We start from the raw sequence: 19762 nt of genomic DNA on the forward strand, positions 1-19762 counted from the left end.
TCAGTTCCGCTCGGCTAGGTCAGTTCCACTCGGCCGAACGGACCAGGATGCATCCGGAATCAGGGCAAAAGACGATGTCGTCGTCAGCCGCAGCCTTGACTTCAGCGAGGTCGCCGGGGCTGAGCATCATCCCTGAACCTTCCGATTTACCGTGGAAGAGCCTGGCGGCACCGACGCCGCGCTTGGCTATGGTCTTCTCATAGACTGCAAGCATTCCGGCGTCGAGGGCCTCCGCGAAAGCGGCACGCTGCCCACGGACCACGGTTTCCTCGGCCGCGATCTCAGCAATCGCCTCATCCAGTTCGGCGCGGATGCCGGCAAATGAACCCTGGATGTCGTCCACGATGGCCTGTTGCGCGGCCTGGCGCTCCCGCAGGGTGTCCAAACGTTCCAGGATTTCAAGCTCAACATCTTCAAGGTCGGAGCGGCGCTTATTAAGGGACGCAATATCACTTTGGAGCGCTACGAGGTCCTTGGAGAGGCCGGTTCCGCTATTGAGCCTGGCTTCGTCCCGTTCGATGCGGGATGCGACCTGTTCCACGTCAGCTTCCGAACGACGCAGTTCGGCTTCGGCGTCGTGTACGGCCATCTTGGCCGCGCCCAACTCACCATTGGCAACGTTGAGTGCATCCTGCAGGTCAGCTATCCGGGGATCTGTTTCCAGCACCTTCCGGCGGCCTGCCAACGACTTGAGCCTGGCGTCCAGTCCCTGCAGTTCAAGCAATTTCAATTGTTCTGCCGGTGCTGCTTTCGCCACGCTTACCTCCGCTTGTTACTTCCGGGCCTGGGGATCAGTTCCGGATGGACGGGCCCCTTTTTATTGGGACTGTCCGTATCTTCTAGACTCTAGTCCCCGCCGGGAGTGAGTATGAAGTCCCAGGGATCGCTGTTGGTGCTGCTCACACGGATCTCGACGTCGTAGCCCTGATCAGCCAGTACGTTGCCGAGCGCTTCCGCGGCTACGGGCAGCCACAGCCATTCACTGGCAAAGTGCGATACGTCAATGAGGTACGGACGGCCGTTGACGGTACCTTCCCGCGCCTCCGACGCCGGATGGTGCCGCATGTCTGCTGTCACATACACATCTGCGTTGCTGGCCCTGACGGCATCGAACAAGCTGTCCCCGGCGCCACCGCAGACGGCGACGCGCCGCAGCAGACCGTCCTTGTCGCCAGCCACGCGGACCCCTCCGGCCACTGCGGGGAGCATCCCAAAGACGCGGGCAGCGAAATCACCCAAGGTCATGAGCTCAGGAAGATCTCCAACCCGGCCAATGCCTTCCTCGGGCAAGCCATTGGCGGCAGGGGTCAGTGGGGCAACATTTTCCAGGCCAAAGGCGTCCGCCAACACGTCCGATACGCCCCCGACGGCGGAGTCACCGTTCGTGTGGACGGTCAGGAGTCCGGTGCCCGCCTCGATAAGACGGTGCACGGCCAATCCCTTCGCGGACGTGGCCGCGACGGAGTTCACGCCTTTGAGCAACAACGGATGATGCGTAATGAGGAGTCCTGCACCCCACTCAATGGCCTCGTCGATGACGGCCAGGGTGGGATCCACGGCAAACAGGATTTTGGTGATCGGCGCGGTGGGGCGCCCCACCACGAGGCCTACCTCATCCCAATCCTCAGCCAAGGATTCCGGCCAGAGTTCCTCAACAGCAAGCAACACCTGGCCAAGGGTCGGGTCCCCGCTTGCTTCCACTGTCCCGGCGTCGTCGCCGGAATCCGCATCGGAAATGGCGGTGTCTACTGCTTCCATACTCTTATTCTTACCTACTGGGCCCGATAGGGCAGTCTTGGTTGCTGCCGCGCCTGCCCAGTGACGTACCCAGTGGCGTTCCCGGTGGCGTTCCCGGTGGCGTTCCCGGTGGCGTTATTGTCCCGTAAGGTATTGCGGGAATCATCAGCCCCTCCAATCCATTGAAGAGATCATGAAAACTTTTGTACTTGGTGGTGGATGCTTCTGGTGCCTTGATGCCGTGTACCAGAAAACCCGCGGCGTCAGTTCCGTGGTCTCGGGCTATACGGGTGGCCATGTCCGAAACCCTGACTACTACGACGTCTGCTCGGGAATGACCGGTCATGCAGAGGTAGTTGCGGTGACATTCGACGAGACCGTGGTGCCGGAGGAGGTCATTCTTGACATGTTCTTCGCGCTGCATGACCCCACCACGTTGAACCGGCAGGGCTACGACACAGGTACCCAATACCGTTCGTCGATGTTCTACACCACGACGGAGGAAAAGATCCTCTTCGAAGAAGCCATCGAGCGCGCGCAAGCACTTTGGGCCGATCCGATTGTGACGGAAGTGAGCCGGCTACCCGAGTTCTATGAGGCAGAGGAAGTCCATCAGAACTACTACGCCAAATTCCCGTACCAGGGTTACTGCCAGGTCATCATCAATCCAAAACTGGCCAAAGCGCGGAAATATTACTCTGCATGGCTAACTGCTTAGCAGGGTTTCGATCCTGCTGGTTAGGCTGACCTCAGCATTCCCTCTTCAGAGATAGGCATAATCTTCATGGCAAGGATCTACGACGACGTCACCCAGCTGGTCGGCCGCACTCCGCTGGTCCGTTTGAACCGGCTGACCGAAGGCCTTGAGGCCACCGTTGCGGTCAAGCTTGAGTTCTACAACCCGGCCAACAGCGTGAAGGACCGCATCGGTGTGGCCATCATTGACGCCGCCGAAAAGTCCGGTGCCCTGAAGCCGGGCGGAACAATTGTCGAGGGCACCTCCGGCAACACCGGAATCGCTCTGGCCCTTGTTGGTGCCGCACGCGGCTACAAGGTCATCCTGACCATGCCTGAGACCATGTCCACCGAACGTCGTGTCATGCTTCGCGCTTACGGTGCAGAGATCGTACTGACTCCCGGTTCCGAAGGCATGCGCGGCGCTGTTGAAAAGGCCCAGGAGATTGTTGCCAACACGGAGAATTCCATCTGGGCGCAGCAGTTCGCCAACCCGGCCAACCCGGAGATCCACCGCAACACCACTGCCGAGGAAATCTGGGCGGACACCGACGGCGAAGTAGACATCTTTGTTGGCGGCGTCGGTACCGGCGGTACCGTGACCGGCGTCGGACAGGTCCTCAAGGAGCGCAAGCCCGAAGTCCAGATCATTGCAGTCGAGCCCAAGGACTCCCCCATCCTTAATGGCGGCAGCCCGGGTCCCCACAAGATCCAGGGTCTGGGCGCCAACTTCGTCCCGGAGGTCCTGGACACCAACGTCTACGACGAAGTTCTCGATGCGACCCTTGAAGACTCCGTTGCCACCGCCCGCGCCCTTGGTTCCAAGGAAGGCGTCCTGGCCGGTATTTCCGGCGGTGCCGCGGTATGGGGTGCACTGGAAGTCGCCAAGCGTCCGGAGAACAAGGGCAAGCTGATCGTCGTGATCGTGCCGGACTTCGGGGAGCGTTACATCTCCACTGTCCTCTTTGACGACATCCGCGGCTAACACTTCGCCCGCAAGCATTCATTTCCTGTAGAAAGGTCTTTGTGAGCTTCTTCGCAAGGCTTAAGGAAGACCTCGACGCCGCCCGGTCGCATGACCCGGCGGCTCGAGGTTCTTTTGAGAACTTTTTCGCCTACTCCGGCCTGCATGCCATCTGGGCACACCGCGTGACCCACAAGCTCTGGCAAAACCCGGCCCTTCGCTTTCCTGCCCGACTGATTTCACAGTTGGCGAGGTTCCTGACGGGCATCGAAATCCATCCCGGCGCAACCATCGGCCGGCGCTTCTTCATCGACCACGGTATGGGTGTCGTCATCGGCGAAACGGCCGAAATCGGCGAAGACGTGATGATCTATCACGGTGTGACGCTGGGTGGCCGATCCCTTGCCAAGGTCAAGCGCCACCCCACCATCGGGGATCGGGTGACCATCGGCGCCGGCGCCAAGGTCCTGGGACCCATCACCATCGGCGCAGACAGCGCAATTGGTGCGAACGCCGTCGTGGTGAAGAACGCTCCCCCGGAGTCGATCATCACCGGCATTCCAGCGACGTGGCGGCACCGCGACGCGAAATCCGAAACCAAACCGGCGGTTGACCCGGCTGAGTACTACATCGAATACCGGATCTAGTTTGAGCTAGCCGGTAAACCTCTTGTAGGAGTTCCACAGCACGGCGTCAAACACGCGGTCAGGAAGAACCCTGCGCAAGGCCAGGACGCTCCAGGCTCCCCTACCCACCGGGTAGCGGGTCTTGGGGCGTTTTGCCGTTGACGCGCGAACTATTGCCTTGGCCACTACCCTCGGAGGCGTGGATATCAGCTGTCCGGATGTTGAGGCCAAGGCTGCTGCCATGACGTGGGCCTGCCCCTTGTATGGACCCTTGCCGGATGCGGATAAGAGGCCTTCCCCGGCAATGGTGCCCCATTCGGTGTCCGTTCCGGCGGGCTCGATGAGTACGACGTCGATGCCGTGCGGTTTCAACTCGAGCCGCAAAGAATCACTCATCCCCTCCACTGCGAACTTGGTCCCGTGGTACCAAGCGCCCAGGGGCTCATAAATCTTTCCGCCGATGGACGAGACGTTGATGATCCGGCCAGAACCCGCATGCCGCATCCTGGGAATAACGAGTTGCGTCATCCTCGCCAAACCCATCACGTTCACCTCGAACTGGCGTCTGCCTTCTGCCAGGGGAACCTCCTCGAGGGAGCCGTAGGAGCCGTACCCTGCGTTGTTCACCAGGACATCTATGTGCCCGTGTGCAGCTTCAACAAGCGCCACAGCTGAGGCCATGGACTCTTCTACTGTGACGTCCAGGTGCATGACGGTGATTCCCTGCGCCTGAAGGGGATGCATCTTCTCCACCCTGCGCGCACCGGCGTAGACAATGAACCCTTCGGACCTCAGGGCGCGCGCCGTCTCAAAACCAATGCCGGTAGATGCCCCTGTGACAAAAGCGATGCGCTCGGTCATGGCTCTGGCTCCTTGGCTCGTGGCACTCGCCACGATGGCCCAGTACCTCTTCCGGCATGGCAAAGGCCGGCTCCTCCCAGCGTATCGGGGAAGAACCGGCCTTGCTGCGGAACCTTAGTGGGTGTCGACGGCCGAGATTTCGGACTTGTCTTCGCCCCACAGGGTGTGGAACGTACCTTCGGCATCAACGCGGCCATAGGTGTGCGCACCGAAGAGGTCGCGCTGGCCCTGGATCAGGGCAGCAGCAACGCGCTTGCGGCGCAGGCCGTCGTAGTAGGCCAGCGAGGAGGAGAAGACCGGAACCGGAATGCCCAGCTGGACAGCGGTGGCTACAACGCGGCGCCAGGCCGGGAGGGCCTCAGCGATGGCCTTGGTGAAAGCCGGCGCGAACAGGAGGTTGGCAGGCTTCTCCTCGGCAGCGTAGGCCTTGGTGATGTCCTTGAGGAGTTCTGCGCGGATGATGCAGCCTGCGCGCCAGAGCGAGGCGATTTCGTCCAGCTTGAGGTCCCAGCCGTACTCCTTCGCGGCGGAGGTCAGCATGTCCAGGCCCTGGGCGTAGGAAACCAGCTTGGAGGCGTACAGCGCCTGACGGACGTCCTCAACGAACGTCGCGGGGATCTCCACGGAAGCCTCTTCGCCGGCCAGCAGTTCCTGGCCGAGCTTGCGCTGCTCGGCCTGCGAGGACAATGCGCGGGCGAAAACGGACTCGGCAATGCCGGAGACCGGGGAGCCGAGTTCCAGTGCGGAGATGACCGTCCAGCGTCCGGTTCCCTTCTGGCCTGCAGCATCCACGACGACATCAACGAACGGCTTGCCGGTCTTGGCGTCGACGTGGCCCAGAACCTCGGCCGAGATTTCGATCAAGAAGGAGGACAGATCGCCCTTGTTCCAGTCAGCGAAGATCCTGGCCTGCTCGGCGGGCTCAATGCCGGCGCCGGAGCGGAGGAGATCGAATGCTTCACCGATGACCTGCATGTCGGCGTATTCGATGCCGTTGTGGACCATCTTGACGAAGTGGCCGGCACCGTCGGTGCCGATCCAAGCGCAGCACGGCTCGCCGTCGACCTTTGCGGCAATCTTCTCCAGCAGCGGGCCGAGGGCGTCATAGGACTCCCTGGAGCCACCGGGCATGATGGAGGGACCGTTCAATGCGCCCTCTTCGCCACCGGAAACACCGACGCCAACGAAGTGCAGGTCCTTCTTGGCCAGCGCGGCTTCGCGGCGGCGGGTGTCCTCGTAGTGCGAGTTACCGGCATCGATGATGATGTCGCCGGCCTCGAGCAGCGGTTCCAGCTGCTCGATGACGTTGTCCACGGGAGCGCCCGCCTTGACCATGATCAGGACACGGCGGGGCTTTTCGAGGGAGTCGACGAGTTCCTGCAGCGTTTCAGTGCGGATGAAGTCGCCGTCCGTGCCGTGCTTTTCCAGCAGGGCGTCGGTCTTTTCCACGGAGCGGTTGTGGAGAGCCACAGTGAAGCCGTTGCGGGCCAGGTTGCGGGCCAGGTTGGCGCCCATCACCGCGAGGCCGGTGACACCGATGTGTGCTGACATCAAAACTCCAATTCGATCGTGTACAAACAGTCCTGCGGACAGCAGGAAGCGATTTCATAACCAGGGGCTGTAATAAACCATACGTATTTAAGCCATGAGCAGGAAAGCGGCGCCCACGTTTTGGAACGGCGCCGCGTCATAAACAGTCTATGATGTGCGGGACTTCCGAGCGGCGCCAAGCGGCATCGGACGGCACGCGGAATGCGTTCCCCGCACTATGCTTACGTCTATGTCAACCAGCCTCCACCACCGCGCCGTAGAGCATCTGGGAACCCGGATTGTGGGCGGCGCCCTTCCCACTGGCCACGTCATGCTGGCCGAACATTTGGAAGACGAGCTCAACGTTTCGCGCTCGGTGGTCCGGGAGGCCGTCCGCGTCCTGCAGTCGCTGGGCCTGGTGGAAACCATCAAGCGTGTCGGAATCCGCGTCCTCCCGGCCCATCGCTGGAATCCCTTTGATCCGTTGGTCATTCGCTGGCGCTTGGCCGGGGAGGGCCGTGGCGCCCAACTGAGGTCGCTCGCTGAGCTGCGTTCCGCCGTCGAGCCTGTTGCTGCGGAACTCGCAGCCGGAAACGCTCCGGAAACCCTTCGCCGGGAACTCGTGGATATTTCGCTGGCCATGAAGGAAGCCGGCGACGCCGGAGACATGGCACGGTTCCTTGACCTCGATATCCGGTTCCATGCACTGGTCCTCTCCGGCTCGGGAAACGAGATGTTTGCCAACCTGATTGGCCAGGTGACAGAGACCCTGACGGGACGCACAGTGCACGGCCTCATGCCGGAACACCCCCAGAAGCAGGCGCTGCAGTGGCATATTGACGTCGCACACGCCATCGACGCCGGCGACGGACAGCAGGCCAGGGATGCGGCCGGAAAAATAATGCGCCAAACGATCGCGGAGCTGGCCCCCAGCTGGAACGACCAGCCCCGCGTCTTCGTACCCGTGGCGAAAAACTAATCCTGGAAGTTCAGCAGGACCTTGCCTGACCGGGCTGAGTTCCTGGCTACTTCGAATGCCTCAAGTCCGTGTGCGAGGTCGAACTCGTGCGTAATCACGGGGTCCACAAACAGCGAGCCGTCCGCCAACGCCGCAATGACGTCATCGATTTCGTTGTTGAAGCGGAAGGATCCCAGCAGTTCCAGTTCGCGGGTGATGGCCAGGGAGATGAAGACCGGTTGCGGGCCCGAGGGCAGCAGCCCCACCATGACCACTTTCCCGCCGCGGGTTGCTCCCTTGATGGCCGAGGCCAGGCCGTGGTGGCTGCCTGAGGACTCAATGACGACGTCGGCGTCCACCGCCGCGATGGCGTCCGCTTCGTCACCCCTCAGGACCGCATCGGCACCGACGGCTTTGGCGATCTCCAGCGGCTTGTCATGCATGTCGACGGCGACAATCCTGGCCGCGCCGGCCCGCTTCAGGACGGCGACCGTCAAGGCGCCGATGGGACCACTGCCGATCACGAGGGCCGTCTTCCCCGCGACGTCACCGGCCCGGGCGACGGCATGCCAGGCCACGCTGGCAGGCTCCACCAACGCCGCGGTCCTCAGATCCAGGGTGTCCGGCAGGGCACGCAGCATCCGCGAGGGAAGGGTGGCGTAGCGGCTGAAGGCCCCGTCGGTGTGCGGGTAGCGTGCCGCGCTGCCCAGGTACGTGCAACCCGGGGAAAGGTTGGGCCGGTCCTGCGGATAGCGGACCTCGCCCGGGGCCGGGGTTGCCGGATGCACCGCCACGGGCGTTCCTGGGCCAGGGCCGCTGCCATCGGCTGCCTGCTCGATGACGACGCCAACGATTTCATGGCCCAGGACCATCGGGGCCTTCAGAATCGATTCCCCCGCCGCGCCGTGGAGCCAGTAGTGCAGGTCCGAACCGCAGATGCCGCCGTACGCAATTTCGACGAGCGATTCGTTGGCCGCGGGCCTGGCCAGCGGGATATCTTCGATCCGTAGGTCACCCTTGCCGTGGGCTACGACGGCAGGGCCGGAGGCCGGGAGTGTGCTGCCCATCAGACCACCACCGTCATTCCACCATCGACGAAGATCGTCTGGCCGTTAACAAAGTTGGACGCTTGCGACGCAAGCCACACAACAGGTCCGGCGAGGTCGGCCACGGTTCCCCACCGGTTGGCCGGTGTCCGGCCCAGGATCCAGGAATTAAACGCCTCATCATCCACCAGGTTCTGTGTCATCTCAGTGTGGATGTAGCCGGGGGCGATGCCGTTGATCTGCAGCCCCGAAGCGGCCCACTCAGCAGTCATCGCACGCGTCAGGTTACGCAGCCCGCCCTTGGCGGCGACGTAGGGGGCGATCGTGGGACGGGCAAGGTCTGTTTGAACTGAGCAGATATTGATGATCTTTCCTTGGCCCCGCGGGATCATGTGCCGCGCAGCCTCCCGGCCCACCAGGAAGGCGCTGGTCAGGTCCGTGGTGATGACCCGGTCCCAGTCCTTGACATCGAGGTCAAGCATGGGAACGCGGTGCTGGATGCCGGCGTTGTTCACCAGGATCTCCAACGGGCCAACATTGGCCTCGATCCATTGCACGCCTTCAGCGGCCGAGGCGGCATCTGTGACATCGAACGCCCGGCTGAAGACCCGTCCGTCGGGATAGTCTGCAGCCATGGCATCGTGCGCCTTGGCCAGCCGTTCCGGATTGATGCCGTTCAGCACCACCGTCGCACCAGCATCAGCCAGGCCGCGGGCAAGGGCATTGCCGATCCCCCGGCTGGATCCGGTGACCAAGGCGATTCGCCCGCTCAGGTCAAATAGTCCACTCATGTTTCTGTTGCATTCCTTCTTGTCTGGACAGGTTTCTTGTTTGGGGCCGGCATTTAGTTGGCAGCCGAAGACATGGCAAGATTCGCTATTGCTTGGCGAACAACGGCGAGGTCCTGATCGCCAAGTCCTTGGCGCTTGAGTTCCCCGTAGAGCTGGATTGCCGCAGAGGCCATGGGTACCGGGGAGCCCACACTCCCGGCGCTTTGGACCACGAAGGCCAAATCCTTGTGCATGAACTTGGCGGGTCCCGTGGGCGTGTAGTCCTTCGCCGCCAAACGTGGCCCGACGATCTCCAACACCCGGCTTGCCGCCAAGCCTCCCGCGAGGACCTCATACAGGGCAGCCACATCCATTCCGGAGCGCTCGGCAAGTTCAGCAGCCTCGGCAAGTGCCGCCGTCGTAGTCCCGACGATCAGCTGGTTGCAGGCCTTGGCGAGCGAGCCTGATCCCAGTGGACCCATCCGGCGGACTGTTGTCCCCATGGTTTCAAAGAGTGGCTGAAGCCGTTCAAAGTCTGTTTCGGACGCCCCTGCCATAATGGCCAGGGTTCCGTTCCCGGCGCCGGTAGTGCCGCCGCTGACAGGCGCGTCAACCACCACCGCGTTTCCGCCGGTGGCCTCGCGCACGGTTTCGCCGAACTCCTGGACCGCCGTCGGCGACACACTGCTCATCACGACGACGGCGGTGCCCGGCTGGGGCGCTTCGGTGCGCCATGCATCAAGCAAGCCTTCTGCCGCGGCCTCGATCAAAGGCAAATCGGGAAGCATGAAAATGATTGTTGGTTCGTCACGGAGTTCGGCAAGGGTGTCTACGCGGCTGATGCCCGCGAGGCCTTGGAAGACAGTGTCGGAACGGTTCCATGCCCTGACGAGCCATCCTGCTTTAGCGATGTTGGCAGCCATGGGAGCCCCCATGAGCCCCAAGCCTACGAAACCCACACGTTTGCTGGTCATGTCGTGAAGAACCTCACTTCTTTGTGTGCATCAAAACGCAATCTGTTCAATATCCTAGCCTCCATTCAGTATGATGAACACTATGACGACTGATGAACTTACCATCGCGATCGCTGTACCGCTCGAAGCTGAGCATGTGGAGCGTATCCGCGCCGTAGATCCTTCCGTAACCGTTCTGTACGAACCCGACCTCCTTCCACCCGAGCGCTACCCTGCCGACCACAGCGGAGACCCGGACTTCAAGCGGACGCCGGAGCAGGAAGAACGCTACTGGGCCATGCTCAACCAGGCTCAGGTCCTGTACGGCTTCCCCAACGAAAGCCCGGCCGGCCTTGCCCGGATTGCCCAGAGCAATCCCCACCTTCAATGGATTCACGCCATGGCCGCCGGGGCCGGCGGAGCCGTCAAGGCTTCCGGACTGGATACCGAGACGCTTCGAAAATTCCGCGTCACTACTTCAGCCGGAGTCCACGCCTTGCCACTCGCGGAATTCTCCGCCTTTGGCATCCTCAACGGCTTCAAGCGCAGCGCCGAAATGGCCCAGGACCAAGCGGCCAAGGTTTGGCCCCAGTTGCGGACACCCACCAAGTTGGCCAACGGATCCAAGGTAGTCATTGCAGGGCTTGGCGAGATCGGCATGGAAACGGCACGTATCGCCCGCGCTCTGGGAATGAAGGTCAGCGGCACCAAACGCAACGTGGAGGCCATTGAGGGCATCGACGAAGTCACCAACAATGACGGCCTCGCGGGCCTCGTTGCCGACGCCGACGCCGTAGTGAACACACTTCCCGGCACTCCCTACACAGAGAAGCTGTTCAGCACTGACATCTTCTCCGCAATGAAGCCGGGCAGCGTGTTCGTCAACGTCGGCCGCGGCACAGTAGTGGACGAGGACGCCCTTCTTGAGGCCCTCAACAGTGGTCAAGTTGCCTATGCCTGCCTGGACGTCTTTGCCATCGAGCCGCTACCGCAGGACAGCCCCCTGTGGAACCACCCCAAGGTGCTGGTATCACCGCACACGTCTGCACTGAGCTCTGCCGAAAACCGCCTTATCGCAGAGCGTTTTTGCAGCAACCTCCGTACATTCATGGACGGTGGCGACCTTCCCCACCTGGTGGATCCGGTCCACTTCTACTAAACCCGGCAAGCTCTGACGCGAAAGGCTCCGACCCCAAGGGGGTCGGAGCCTTTTTTGCGCCAATGCTTGGCAAATGGCGGTCCGCTACTTCGCGTCCTCAAGGGCAAGAAGGTCCCGTCCTGCTGTTTCAGGCGTAAAGAATGTCGTGATGAACGAAATCAGGGCCAAAACGAGCGAGTAGACCGCGAGAACAACCCAGGAGTTATGCGTAGCCGCCAGGAGAATGGCGCCGAGCAGGGGCACAAGGCCGCCTGCCAGCACTGCAGAGATTTCCCGGCTGAGCGCAACTCCGGTGAAGCGGTACTGGGAACCAAACAGTTCAGGTAGCAGCGGGCACTGCGGGCCCAGCATGGACTGGACACCAAGCGCTATACCAACCACCATGACTGCCCACACGAGGGTCACGTTTCCGAGAGTCACCAGATAGAAGGCCGGGATGGCAAATATCGCCTGGAACAACGCACCATAACGGTAAACCCGGACGCGGCCAAAGCGGTCAGACAGTGCTCCGAACGTCACCACCATGACGGCTGCGAATCCAGCGGCAATCAGAAGCCCCACAGGACCAATGAATTTGTCCCCAGGGAAGACACCTTCCTTGACCGACATGAAGGAGATCAGCAGAGCCGAATAGATGGAAGAATTGCCATTCTCCCCCATACGGAGGCCTATACCCACCAGCACGTTCCTTCTGGAATGCTTCCAAAGTTGGCCCACAGGGTTCTTGACCACATTCTTATGCTTCTCCAGTTCCTGAAATACCGGGGTTTCCTTCAACCTCAGGCGAATGAAGACAGCAACAATGATCAGGACAAAGCTGGCAAGGAATGGCACCCTCCAGAGCCACGACTCGAAAGCAGCCTTGTCCGCCAACTGCAACAGCGCGAAAGTTCCGGCGCCCAGGAGCGTGCCGAGCTGAATGCCAACGAATGGCAGCGACGCGAAGTACCCCCGGCGCTTCGGCGGCGCCACTTCCGATATCAGGGTTGTGGCTCCGGCCTGTTCCGCTCCGGCCCCCAAACCCTGGATGATTCGCAATGTCACCAGGAGTACAGCGCCGAGCATTCCGGCCTGCTCGAAGGTGGGGAGCAGGCCGATGGCAAAGCTTGCGAGTCCCATCATGCCGATTGTCAGCAAGAGGACCATTTTGCGGCCAAATCTGTCTCCGATGAATCCGAAGAAAATACCGCCGAACGGTCTGGCCGCAAATCCCACGCCATAGGTGGCAAAGGATGCGATCAAAGCCCCGCTCTCACCCAAAGGCTTAAAGAACAAAGGCCCAAAGATCAAGGCCGAGGCCAGGCCATAAATGTAGAAATCGTAGTACTCCAGGGCAGAACCCACGGAGCTGGCCAGCGTCGCCCTGCGAAGCTGTTCCGGCTCAACCACTGCATCGTCAGCCTCAGCTGCGAGCTTTGCATCAGTACGAGTTGTCACAAGCACTCCCTCAAAATCACCCCAGGCCCCCGTTGGCCCGACGAGATAGTGATGGCATCACCGCCAAGATCACTATGGTGAACAGCGTACAGCTTGTTGAACTAGGTGCCAAGATTAAAATAAGATTTATTCAAAATCCGATGATTGTGACGTGCGGCACTGCATCAACCCATCGGATTCCCCAGGGAGCGGGCCAGCTCCTTGAGTTCCTTGACCATGAGCGCACCCTGCTCCTCTGAATAAGTAGCCTTCAGCGCAGTAACAGAAAGCCCCAGGCTGGGACCATGCGCCCCATGGGTGGGCACGGGAACGGCAAGGCACACCACGCCTACCGTGGATTCTTCGTCCTCGAAGGCAAAACCCTGCTTGCGGATCGTGGTGATTTGAGCCTTCAGTTCCTCGGCCGTGCGCAGCGAGTTCGGCGTCATGACCGGAAGTTCCATGCCATCCGGGAACATGGCATCGATGTCGTGATCATGCAATTGCGCCAGGAGCGCCTTTCCTACACTGCAAAGGGAGACCGGCATCTTGTCGCCGATGTTCGAGGTCAGCCGAACTGCAGGATGACCCTCATAGCGCGCCAGGTATATGACGTGGTCCCCGTCCAACATGGCGATGCGGACAGTTTCTCCAGACAGGGTGGGTGCTTGTTCACAGTACTTGTAGAACTCCTGCACTTCATCCAAACGGCTCAAGTACGCTGCGCCCAGCTCCACGAGCTTTCGCCCCAAGCCAAAGTCCGCGCCCTGCCTGGTAATAAGCCGTGCTTCTTCCAGTGCCAGCAGCAGATTGGACGTGGAAGATTTAGGGATTCCCAACTCCCTGGACAGATCACTCAGGGTGAGGCGGCCCGATGGCGATTCTGCCAATGCTTCCAGAACGGCCGCTGCGCGGGTCACCGCAGGAGCTGGCGATGATGCGCCCAGTCCTTCGGAGCGGGTAATGCGGGAATCGGCCATGATTCTCCTTCGTCATCTCAAACCGGACATCTCGTCCAACCGGGTGTTCAATCAGCTGAACACTACCCATCATAGTGTGATTGCTTGCGGTCCTGTCGGGAGCAATGGGGGCTTTATCGACACACAAGGCCTTAACGAGGGCTTTACTTTTCAAACGGAAAAGTTCGCTGTATATTCATTTTCGAGCTCTCCACCGCGGCATCCCCCAATAGTCGTGGTGGAGAGCTCATCCATTTCCCGGTGGGAATCCTAGGCAGCCACGCGTTCTTCGCCACGCAGGTACCAGCCGCCACCACTTCCGTCCCGCACCAGTTCCCAGGTTGCCAGGCTGGACATCGCGTTGCTTCCCAGCCGCACTTGGACTTGCAAGACCTCAACATCCACGCGGCCCTGCCCCCGGGGCATTCGCTTGGAACTCTCCCACCACGGCACCCTCTCGAACCATCGGAATGGTTCTTCCGCAATCTGCCACTCCCGGCCGCCCCGGACTACCGTAGTTGCCTCGCCGCCCCCTGCACTGCGGATGTATACCTGTTCCATAAGCCAGACAGTAGGCGTGGGCACTGACTTTTTTCGTGAGCCGCTTTTGGGGAAAGAAAAACCCCGCCATCCCGACCGTTGCGGTCCAGGATGGCGGGGCTGTTTGGTGGGTCCTACCGGGATCGAACCGATGACATCCACGGTGTAAACGTGGCGCTCTACCAGCTGAGCTAAGGACCCAAAGTTCAGTTTCAGTGCCTTAGCGCTTCAACCAACGAACAATGACTCTACATGATCATTCGGGCGAAACACCAATCGAGTCCCTCGCTGCAGAAATGTCGGGCAAATTCCGCGCAAGATAATCCAATGCTCCGCTCACTCCTACCTCAAGTTTCAGGGCGGCAAATTCGTCACCTCGCGTGGATCCCCTGTTGATGATGACCACAGGTTTGCCTGCCTTCGCAGCATGGCGAACGAACCTCAACCCACTCATCACGGTGAGCGAGGAGCCGGCGACCAGGAGAGCTTCGCCGGCGTCCACCATGGAATACGCCCGTTCGACCCGGGTTTTGGGAACATTTTCGCCAAAGTAGACGAAGTCAGGCTTCAGCGTTCCGCCGCAGACAGGACAAACTGCCACCACGAATGACTTAATGAGCTCGGGATCTTCCACGGTGGCATCAGCGTCCGGGGCCATCTCCACCACGCCTGCCTCGAGCGCGGCTTCTACGAACCCCGGATTCAGCTCCTCAAGAATTGCGGCGAGCAGCTTTCTGGAAAAAACGTGTCCGTTCTCAAGGCAGATCACCTGATCGAACCGCCCATGCAGATCCACAACGTTGGTGCTTCCGGCGTCCTCGTGGAGCCGGTCGACATTTTGGGTGATGAGGCCGGTCAGCAGGCCCCGCCGTTCCATGAGGGCGACGGCGGCGTGGCCGGCATTTGGATCAGCATGCCGCAAGTGGGACCAGCCGATATGGTTCCGGGCCCAATACCGCCGTCGATTGGCAGCACTGCCGATGAATTCCTGATACGTCATGGGGCTCCGTGGCGCTGATCCAGGTCCCCGGTAGTCCGGAATACCCGAATCGGTGCTGAGTCCGGCGCCGGTGAGCATGGCCAGCCGCCTGCCCCCAAGAATGTCCAGGACCTCCTTCAACGCCGCCTCTTCCCCGGCCCCCAAGGTGGCAGCGGTAGCCGGTTCCATGCTGGCGAAGCCGGTCATACCAACACCGGGCCGCACGTGGTTCACCCCTGCTGCACTCTCAATTCAGAGAGCGCCTGGCGGTAGCCTGCGAGGTCCCTGGCCTGTCCCCGCGGATTGACCACCACGTACCGGATCAATCCTTCGGCATCAATGATGAACGTTCCCCTAAGGGCCATCCCGCTGCGGGTATCAAAGACACCGTAAGCCTGCGCAACAGCTCCATGTGGCCAGAAATCAGCCAAAAGATCGAACTCATAGCGTTCCTGCTCCGCATATGCGCGCAAAGCAAATTTGCTGTCTACGGAGATCGCAAGGACGGTGGCGTTCGAGTCTTCGAAAGCAGCGATATTGTCGCGAATCTCACACAGTTCTCCCGTGCAGATGCCAGAGAAAGCGAACGGATAGAACACCACCACAACGTTGCGACCCCTGAAATCCGACAAACGGACCGGCTCGCCATATTGATTCAGCAGTTCAAAGTCCGGCGCCACCTCTCCGATCCCGGGAACAAGTGCGGGGGCCGGCGCTTGCTGGACTTCCGTCACTTGTTCTTCTTCGGCACCAAACGGGTGGCGCTCCAGTCCTTGGATACCCCGGCAGAAGTGGTCAGGTGCAGCCCCGAAGTGGGCGCTGCGTCCTGGATGTCCGCGGGAGAGACGTAGTTGTCGCGGCCGGATTTGGGGGTCAGAACCCACACCACGCCGCCCTCTTTCAAGGTGGTGAGCGAATCCATCAGAGCATCGACCAGGTCACCATCGCCGTCCCGCCACCAGCAAATAACAGCGTCTACGACGTCATGATCATCTTCATCCAACAGCTCAGAGCCCGTGACATCTTCAATGTCGTCACGCAAGTCGAAATCGACGTCGTCGTCGTAGCCGCGTTCCTGAATCAGATCCCCGTCTTTGAAACCCAATCTTTCCGCCACATTTACCGATGTGGCGGCGTCGGCCTCGCTCACGTTTCCTCCTTTTGAAGTGACTTCCATTACTAACAGCCAACACCCTTTGGGCGTGTGCTTCAAGCCATTGTCCCTGCGATGACGCATATTCCGCACTACCTGGGGTGTTTCGAAGCTGTGACAATCACGTGGCATCCGTCACGGAGAGCACCAGGATGTGACATACAACGCCCCTGAGGCCCCACGGCTACGCATCCCAGCGCTGTCAAAGCTAGAGTGGCCATGAGCGCTTTGGCTGCAGGGCGATCGCCCCGAGGAATTCTACTGGGCAGCCATGCGCTCACAAGACCTGCCCGGCGCATCCGACCGGGCTGTTGAAACCGAGATGTCGCACACGACGCGTTCATGACGGGCAGTTACCCTGCCAGACCTGAGGCGCCGATGCATGCGCCTAAAGGAAGGTTGGACGTGGCTGCAGGAGAAGAGACCTCACACATCCTCAGCGGGTTGACTGCCCAGCTGCCTGATCGTGATCCGGAAGAGACCGCGGAGTGGATTGAGTCCCTTGATGCGTTGATCGCGGAGCAGGGCACGGAGCGTGCCCAGTACATTATGCGTTCGTTGTTGCAGCGTGCCGGTGCCCGGTCGGTGGGTGTGCCGATGGTGACGACCACTGATTATGTGAACACGATCCCGGTGGATCAGGAAGCAGAATTCCCGGGGAACGAGGAGTTCGAGCGCCGGTACCGTGCGTACATGCGGTGGAACGCCGCGGTCATGGTCCATCGTGCGCAGCGGGCCGATATCGGGGTGGGCGGGCATATTTCCACCTATGCCGGCGCGGCGACCCTGTACGAGGTCGGGTTCAACCATTTCTTCCGCGGCAAGGACCACCCCTCGGGCGGGGACCAGGTGTTCTTCCAGGGACACGCGTCCCCGGGCATGTACGCCAGGGCGTTCATGGAAGGCCGGCTCTCGGAGGAGGACCTGGACGGGTTCCGCCAGGAAAAGTCCCGTGAGGGCCATGCCCTGTCCTCGTACCCGCACCCGCGCCTGATGCCGGACTTCTGGGAATTCCCCACCGTGTCGATGGGTATCGGGCCGATGAACGCGATCTACCAGGCCCAGTCCAACCGGTACCTGCATAACCGCGGCATCAAGGACACCTCCGACCAGCAGGTCTGGGCGTTCCTGGGCGACGGGGAAATGGACGAGCCCGAATCCCGCGGCCTGCTCCAGCTCGCGGCGAACGAGAACCTGGACAACCTGAACTTCGTGATCAACTGCAACCTCCAGCGCCTGGACGGGCCGGTCCGGGGCAACGGCAAGATCATGCAGGAGTTGGAGGCGTTCTTCCGCGGTGCGGGCTGGAACGTGATCAAGGTCGTCTGGGGCCGGGAATGGGACTCGCTGCTGGAAGCGGACCAGGACGGGGCGTTGGTGAAAATCATGAACGAAACCCCCGATGGTGACTACCAGACCTACAAGGCCGAGTCCGGCGGGTTCGTCCGGGACCACTTCTTCGGCAAGTCCCCGCAGACCAAGGACCTGGTCGCTGACCTGACCGATGACCAGATCTGGGGCCTCAAACGCGGCGGGCACGATTACCGCAAGGTCTACGCCGCGTACAAGGCAGCGGTCGAGTTCAAGGGCAAACCCACCGTGATCCTGGCCAAAACCGTCAAGGGCTACGGCCTGGGCCCGCACTTCGAAGGCCGCAACGCGACCCACCAGATGAAGAAGCTGACCATGGAGGACCTGAAGGCCTTCCGTGACCACCTGCGCATCCCCATCAGCGATGACCAGCTCGACGCGGACCTCTACCGGCCCCCGTACTACCACCCCGGCATGGACGCCCCGGAAATCAAATACCTCATGGAACGCCGGGCAGAACTGGGCGGTTTCGTCCCCGAACGCCGCCGCACCCACACCCCCGTGACCCTGCCCGAAGCCAAGTCCTACGAGGTCGCCAAACGCGGCTCCGGCAAACAACAAGCCGCGACCACCATGGCCTTCGTCCGGCTCCTGAAAGACCTCATGCGGGACAAGAACTTCGGGGCCCGGTTCGTGCCCGTCGTCCCGGACGAATCACGCACCTTCGGCATGGACGCGTTCTTCCCGACCGCGAAAATCTACAACCCCAAGGGCCAGAACTACCTCTCCGTGGACCGGGACCTCGTCCTGGCCTACAAGGAATCCCCCGCCGGGCAACTGATCCACCCCGGCATCAACGAAGCCGGCGCCGTCGCAGCATTCACCGCCGCCGGCACCGCGTACGCCACCCACGGCGAACCCCTGGTCCCGATCTACGTCTTCTACTCCATGTTCGGCTTCCAACGCACCGGAGATTCCTTCTGGGCCGCCGCGGACCAAATGACCCGCGGCTTCATCATCGGCGCCACCGCAGGACGAACCACCCTCACCGGCGAAGGACTCCAACACGCCGACGGGCACTCCCCCCTCCTGGCCTCCACCAACCCCGCCGTGAAAACCTACGACCCCGCCTACGGCTACGAAATCGGCCACATCATCCGCCACGGCCTCGAAGAAATGTACGGCCCCAACAACGACGGCACCGGCACAGCATCCGACAAAAACGTGATGTACTACCTCACCGTCTACAACGAACCCATCACCCAACCCGCCGAACCGGAAAACCTGGACATCAACGGCCTGCTCAAGGGCATCTACCGCCTCGCCCCCGCCCCGGAAAACACCAATGGCGCCGCCAACACAGGTACCAACCGGCCCACCGCGAACATCCTCGCCTCCGGCGTGTCCGTACCCTGGGCCCTGGAAGCCGCCCGGATCCTCGCCCAGGACTGGGGCGTCGCCGCCGAAGTCTGGTCCGTGACGTCCTGGAACGAACTCCGACGCGACGGACTCGCCGCCGAAGAACACGCCTTCCTCAACCCCGGCCAACCCGCCCGCACCCCGTTCATCACCGAACAACTCGCCGGCACCACCGGACCCGTCATCGCCGTGTCCGACTACATGAAAGCCGTCCCCGACCAAATCCGCCAATTCATCCCCAACGACTTCGCCTCCCTCGGAGCAGACGGCTTCGGCTTCTCCGACACCCGCCAAGCCGCCCGCCGCTACTTCAAAAACGACACCCACTCCATCGTCGCCAAAACCCTCCAACTCCTCGCCGCCAAGGGTGAAGTCGAAGAAGGTGCCCTGGAAAAGGCGATCGATAAGTACCGGCTCCTGGATGTGAACGCCGGCACCACCGGCGGAGCAGGCGGCGACGCCTAAGAAGGAACCCGGAAAACCAGGGCACCAGTCCAGGTTGTACGAACTCAGGCAGTACCCGCGACGGCGGCTTCCATCGGAAGGTGGGGGCCGCCGTCGGGCGTTTAACAAAGGCTTTTCTGCGCTCAACATGACGTGACCAGCGACAACATAAGTTGTAGCCTTCGCACAAATGGAGCTTGCC

General features: G+C 61.3%; 19 protein-coding genes and 1 tRNA gene. 6 read left to right on the forward strand and 14 right to left on the reverse strand.

Features of this window, described 5'->3' with window-relative positions; all coding sequences use genetic code 11:
• Positions 1-19: 19 nt before the first annotated feature.
• Both AC6I99_RS13275 and AC6I99_RS13280 read right to left on the reverse strand, forming a co-directional pair.
• Entirely contained in the window at positions 20-757 is a 738-nt protein-coding gene (locus tag AC6I99_RS13275) for a zinc ribbon domain-containing protein (protein WP_224164561.1), read from the reverse strand.
• Positions 758-846: 89 nt separating this feature from the next.
• On the reverse strand, positions 847-1758 hold the full coding sequence (locus AC6I99_RS13280; RefSeq protein WP_224164562.1) for a Nif3-like dinuclear metal center hexameric protein: 912 nt from the start codon (positions 1756-1758) through the stop codon (positions 847-849).
• Positions 1759-1930: 172 nt separating this feature from the next.
• On the opposite strand from AC6I99_RS13280, the gene msrA reads away from it, so the two are divergent.
• The 3 genes from msrA (at position 1931) to epsC (ending at position 4083) form a co-directional block, all read left to right on the forward strand.
• Positions 1931-2455 (forward strand): peptide-methionine (S)-S-oxide reductase MsrA, encoded by a 525-nt coding sequence (gene msrA, locus AC6I99_RS13285; protein WP_224090740.1) that lies wholly within the window; start codon positions 1931-1933, stop codon positions 2453-2455.
• A 66-nt stretch (positions 2456-2521) separates the two neighbouring features.
• Positions 2522-3457, forward strand: a complete 936-nt coding sequence (cysK, locus tag AC6I99_RS13290; protein ID WP_224090742.1) for a cysteine synthase A — start codon at positions 2522-2524, stop codon at positions 3455-3457.
• Between the two features lie 41 nt (positions 3458-3498).
• Positions 3499-4083 carry a serine O-acetyltransferase EpsC gene (gene epsC, locus AC6I99_RS13295; protein WP_223933212.1) on the forward strand — a complete coding sequence of 195 codons (585 nt, stop codon included), beginning with the start codon at positions 3499-3501 and terminating at the stop codon, positions 4081-4083.
• 6 nt (positions 4084-4089) lie between these two features.
• On the opposite strand, the gene AC6I99_RS13300 is transcribed toward epsC, so the two are convergent.
• Together AC6I99_RS13300 and gnd are read right to left on the reverse strand one after the other, a co-directional pair.
• Positions 4090-4923, reverse strand: coding sequence for an oxidoreductase (locus tag AC6I99_RS13300; protein ID WP_224090744.1), 834 nt, complete (start codon positions 4921-4923; stop codon positions 4090-4092).
• Positions 4924-5037: 114 nt separating this feature from the next.
• Entirely contained in the window at positions 5038-6474 is a 1437-nt protein-coding gene (gnd, locus tag AC6I99_RS13305; protein ID WP_224164563.1) for an NADP-dependent phosphogluconate dehydrogenase, read from the reverse strand.
• Between the two features lie 229 nt (positions 6475-6703).
• On the opposite strand from gnd, the gene AC6I99_RS13310 reads away from it, so the two are divergent.
• Positions 6704-7432 carry a FadR/GntR family transcriptional regulator gene (locus AC6I99_RS13310; protein WP_224090746.1) on the forward strand — a complete coding sequence of 243 codons (729 nt, stop codon included), beginning with the start codon at positions 6704-6706 and terminating at the stop codon, positions 7430-7432.
• On the opposite strand, the gene AC6I99_RS13315 is transcribed toward AC6I99_RS13310, so the two are convergent.
• Genes AC6I99_RS13315 through AC6I99_RS13325 form a run of 3 tightly spaced genes read right to left on the reverse strand, consistent with a single transcriptional unit; the run spans position 7429 to position 10201 of the window.
• The gene (locus AC6I99_RS13315; protein ID WP_224090747.1) at positions 7429-8478 is read right to left on the reverse strand and encodes an L-idonate 5-dehydrogenase; all 1050 of its coding nucleotides are present in this window, start codon (positions 8476-8478) and stop codon (positions 7429-7431) included. The two genes, AC6I99_RS13310 and AC6I99_RS13315, sit on opposite strands and share 4 nt — an antisense overlap.
• Positions 8478-9248: an SDR family oxidoreductase gene (locus AC6I99_RS13320; RefSeq protein ID WP_224090748.1), complete on the reverse strand. Its 771-nt coding sequence runs from the start codon at positions 9246-9248 to the stop codon at positions 8478-8480. The genes AC6I99_RS13315 and AC6I99_RS13320 overlap by 1 nt, the downstream gene beginning before the upstream one ends.
• Before the next feature lie 53 nt (positions 9249-9301).
• A complete protein-coding gene (locus AC6I99_RS13325) occupies positions 9302-10201 on the reverse strand; it encodes an NAD(P)-dependent oxidoreductase (protein ID WP_224090749.1) in 900 nt (299 codons plus the stop codon).
• Positions 10202-10271: 70 nt separating this feature from the next.
• Here AC6I99_RS13325 and AC6I99_RS13330 point away from each other — a divergent pair, with 70 nt between their 5' ends.
• Positions 10272-11339: a D-2-hydroxyacid dehydrogenase gene (locus AC6I99_RS13330; protein WP_309929900.1), complete on the forward strand. Its 1068-nt coding sequence runs from the start codon at positions 10272-10274 to the stop codon at positions 11337-11339.
• An 84-nt stretch (positions 11340-11423) separates the two neighbouring features.
• On the opposite strand, the gene AC6I99_RS13335 is transcribed toward AC6I99_RS13330, so the two are convergent.
• The 7 genes from AC6I99_RS13335 to AC6I99_RS13365 all read right to left on the reverse strand — a co-directional run bounded on the left by AC6I99_RS13335 (position 11424) and on the right by AC6I99_RS13365 (position 16383).
• Positions 11424-12782 (reverse strand): MFS transporter, encoded by a 1359-nt coding sequence (locus tag AC6I99_RS13335; RefSeq protein ID WP_224090751.1) that lies wholly within the window; start codon positions 12780-12782, stop codon positions 11424-11426.
• Positions 12783-12940: 158 nt separating this feature from the next.
• Complete coding sequence (locus tag AC6I99_RS13340) at positions 12941-13735, reverse strand: IclR family transcriptional regulator (protein WP_224164567.1); 795 nt, start codon at positions 13733-13735, stop codon at positions 12941-12943.
• A gap of 249 nt (positions 13736-13984) precedes the next feature.
• Positions 13985-14275 (reverse strand): hypothetical protein, encoded by a 291-nt coding sequence (locus AC6I99_RS13345; protein ID WP_224090754.1) that lies wholly within the window; start codon positions 14273-14275, stop codon positions 13985-13987.
• Positions 14276-14379: 104 nt separating this feature from the next.
• Positions 14380-14455, reverse strand: a tRNA-Val gene (locus AC6I99_RS13350).
• A gap of 55 nt (positions 14456-14510) precedes the next feature.
• A complete protein-coding gene (locus tag AC6I99_RS13355; protein ID WP_396133550.1) occupies positions 14511-15440 on the reverse strand; it encodes an NAD-dependent protein deacetylase in 930 nt (309 codons plus the stop codon).
• Positions 15441-15463: 23 nt separating this feature from the next.
• Positions 15464-15967 carry a peroxiredoxin gene (locus AC6I99_RS13360; RefSeq protein WP_224090755.1) on the reverse strand — a complete coding sequence of 168 codons (504 nt, stop codon included), beginning with the start codon at positions 15965-15967 and terminating at the stop codon, positions 15464-15466.
• Entirely contained in the window at positions 15964-16383 is a 420-nt protein-coding gene (locus AC6I99_RS13365) for a DUF3052 domain-containing protein (protein WP_216925434.1), read from the reverse strand. Before AC6I99_RS13365 ends, AC6I99_RS13360 begins: the two co-directional genes overlap by 4 nt.
• Positions 16384-16764: 381 nt before the next feature.
• Between AC6I99_RS13365 and aceE the strand changes: the two genes are divergently transcribed.
• Positions 16765-19581: a pyruvate dehydrogenase (acetyl-transferring), homodimeric type gene (gene aceE / locus AC6I99_RS13370; protein ID WP_497961970.1), complete on the forward strand. Its 2817-nt coding sequence runs from the start codon at positions 16765-16767 to the stop codon at positions 19579-19581.
• Positions 19582-19762: the final 181 nt, after the last annotated feature.

Source organism: Arthrobacter sp. TmtSoilC77 (assembly GCF_059739415.1).